The organism is Parvibaculum sp., assembly GCF_035511255.1.
Classification (GTDB): domain Bacteria; phylum Pseudomonadota; class Alphaproteobacteria; order Parvibaculales; family Parvibaculaceae; genus Parvibaculum.
The window spans coordinates 1-2562 of sequence record NZ_DATKFR010000023.1; the positions used below are offsets into that span (position 1 = coordinate 1).

Sequence of the window (2562 nt, forward strand, 5' to 3'; positions counted from 1 at the left end):
GCCTATAGCGAATTCGTCGAGGAGAACGGCATTTTCGGCGAAGACCTCCGATCCTTCTGATGGCGCAATTCGACCTCCATCAAAATCCCGACATTCGGACCAGGGCCGCAATGCCCTATGTGATCGAGCTGCAGGTCGATCTGCTGGACGACCTCCCGACCTGCGTCGTCGCGCCCCTCGTTCCCGCGGCGACATTTCGCGGTGCGATCCCGCACCTCAATCCGATCCTGAAGGTGGAAGGCGTTCCTCATGTCCTGCTGACGCAGCAACTCGCTGCGATCCCGCGACGGGCGCTCGCGGCGCCACCCGTTTCGAATGCCGAGGGTACAAGATACGAGATCATCGCCGCCGTCGATTTCCTGGTGACCGGCATCTGACGCTCGCCTAGCCTTGAGCAATGATGAACCTTTCCCACCCCGCCCGCGATCTCGAGGCCTTCACCGACGCCGATCAGGCGCTCGCCCGCATCCGCGAGATCTACGAACGCTCGGCGGACGAAGTCCGCAGCCGCTTCATCGCCTTCGCGAAGGGCGAGCGCTCCGGACGGCCGACGCGCGCCGCCTGCTATCCCTATCTCGGGATCACGGTCGCGCCCCAGAACCTCGTCTATGACAGCCGGCCTTCCTGGGGCACGCTCGCCTATCCGGGAAGCTTCGGCACGACGCTGACGCGGCCCGACCTCTTCGGCGATTATTACCGCAGCCAGATCGGGCGGCTGATCGACTATCACGGCGTACCGGTCGGCGTCGGGGTCTCGCAGCGGCCTATCCCGCTCCCCTTCGTCGTCGAGGAAGCGACAACCGATATCGGCCCCGAGGATGTCCGCGCACTCGGCGCGGTCTTCGCGCTTCCCGATCTCGCGCAGGTCGACGACGCGGTCGCCAACGGCACGCATCGGCCGGCCCACGGCGAGGCCCTGCCGCTCGCGCTCTTCTCGGCCGAGCGCGTCGATCTCGCGCTGCAACGGCTCTATCACTACACCGGCACGAGCCCGCAGCATTTCCAGCGCTTCGTGCTCTTCACCAATTACCAGCGCTATGTCGACGAGTTCACCGCGCTCGGGCGTCGTCTCGTCGCGGAAGGCGGCGGTACCGAGGATTACATCCGCTTCGTCGAGCCGGGCGAGTTCGTGCAGGAGCGTGGAGAGGCACCGGACGGCCGCACCCTCGGCGACCGTTCATTGCCGCAGATGCCGGCCTACCATCTGGTGCGCGGCGACAAGCTCGGCATCACCCTCGTCAATATCGGCGTCGGCCCTTCGAATGCGAAGACGATCACCGATCATCTCGCGGTGCTGCGCCCGCATTGCTGGCTTATGATCGGACATTGCGGCGGACTTCGCCGGTCCCAGCAGCTCGGCGACTACGTGCTGGCGCATGCCTATGTGCGCGACGACAAGGTGCTCGATCAGGATCTGCCGCTCTTCGTCCCCGTGCCGCCAATCGCCGAGGTGCAGGTCGCGTTGCAACAGGCCGTCGAGCGCGTCACAGGCCTCAGCGCGCCCGATCTCAAGACGCGCATGCGCACCGGCACCGTCGTCTCGACCGACAATCGCAACTGGGAACTTCGCTACGAGGAACTCTATACGCGCTTCAACCAGTCGCGCGCGGTCGCGATCGACATGGAAAGCGCGACGGTCGCCGCCAACGGCTTCCGCCTGCGCGTGCCTTACGGGACGCTGCTCTGCGTCTCCGACAAGCCGATGCATGGGGAGATCAAGCTGCGCGGCATGGCCAACGCCTTCTATCGCCAGCGCGTCAGCCAACATCTCTCGATCGGCATCGAGGCGATAAGGCTGATCCGCGAACGCGGGGTCGAGGAACTTCATTCGCGCAAGCTCAGAAGCTTCGACGAACCCGCGTTCCGCTAATCAGTACTTGTGATAGTTGGGCCCGCGTCCGTAGTGATGCGGGTCTTCCCTGATGTAGCGGACCGGCTTGCCGTACGCGTCGTAGGTCGTGACGGTCTCCTGCCGATACGTCGTTCCGGTCGGCGCGCCATAATAGGTCGTCGTTTCCGTCGTCCGCGTGGTTGCGGGCGGTGTATATCCCGCCGGCGCGTCATAGGGCGCCTCGTAGGAGGCGCGGTCCGGCGGCGCCTGATAATAGCGGTCGGGATATTGTCTGGGCGCGGCGCAACCGGCCAAGGCAGCGGCACCGAAGCCGGCGAGAACAATCAGGCTGACATTTCTGCGCATCGTAAACTCCCTTCCTCCGTGTCCAGATCTAAAACGAACGACACGGCGGAAGGTTTCTAGTCTCGATGGCGCCCGATCAGTGACGGCCGCGGCCGCCGTCATGGCTGCCATGATGATCCCGCGAGCCACCATGGCCATGATGGCCGCTGAAGTCATGCGGACCGCCGTGCCAGGGACCGCGATAATAAGGCCGGCCGCGCCAGTAGCGATGCGGTGTGTTGTATGAATAGAAGGAGCCGCTCACATAAGCCGGCCCGTAGTAATAATTCGGACCCGGATAGTAGCCATAGGCCGGCGCATAAGAATAGGTGTCCGGACCGTCGGGATAGGCCACGCAGCCAGACAACCCGCCTCCAAGGCCGACG

General features: G+C 64.4%; 3 protein-coding genes and 1 pseudogene. 2 read left to right on the forward strand and 2 right to left on the reverse strand.

Going from position 1 to position 2562, the window contains the following annotated elements:
- The first annotated feature begins 59 nt into the window (after positions 1–59).
- Together VMR03_RS00765 and VMR03_RS00770 are read left to right on the forward strand one after the other, a co-directional pair.
- Complete coding sequence (locus VMR03_RS00765) at positions 60–377, forward strand: CcdB family protein (protein WP_325401293.1); 318 nt, start codon at positions 60–62, stop codon at positions 375–377.
- Positions 378–400: 23 nt separating this feature from the next.
- The gene (locus tag VMR03_RS00770) at positions 401–1870 is read left to right on the forward strand and encodes an AMP nucleosidase (RefSeq protein WP_325401295.1); all 1470 of its coding nucleotides are present in this window, start codon (positions 401–403) and stop codon (positions 1868–1870) included.
- Here the strand turns inward: VMR03_RS00770 and VMR03_RS00775 are convergent, their stop codons facing one another.
- Both VMR03_RS00775 and VMR03_RS00780 read right to left on the reverse strand, forming a co-directional pair.
- Entirely contained in the window at positions 1871–2197 is a 327-nt protein-coding gene (locus VMR03_RS00775; protein WP_325401297.1) for a hypothetical protein, read from the reverse strand.
- A gap of 76 nt (positions 2198–2273) precedes the next feature.
- Positions 2274–2562, reverse strand: a pseudogene (locus VMR03_RS00780) (hypothetical protein); the annotation flags it as partial.

Excerpts from the sequence above, each read along its gene's own strand:
- VMR03_RS00770 (WP_325401295.1), top strand. The coding sequence starts at position 401 with ATGAACCTTTCCCACCCCGCCCGCGATCTCGAGGCCTTCACCGACGCC.
- VMR03_RS00775 (WP_325401297.1), bottom strand. The coding sequence starts at position 2,197 with ATGCGCAGAAATGTCAGCCTGATTGTTCTCGCCGGCTTCGGTGCCGCT.
- VMR03_RS00765 (WP_325401293.1), top strand. The coding sequence starts at position 60 with ATGGCGCAATTCGACCTCCATCAAAATCCCGACATTCGGACCAGGGCC.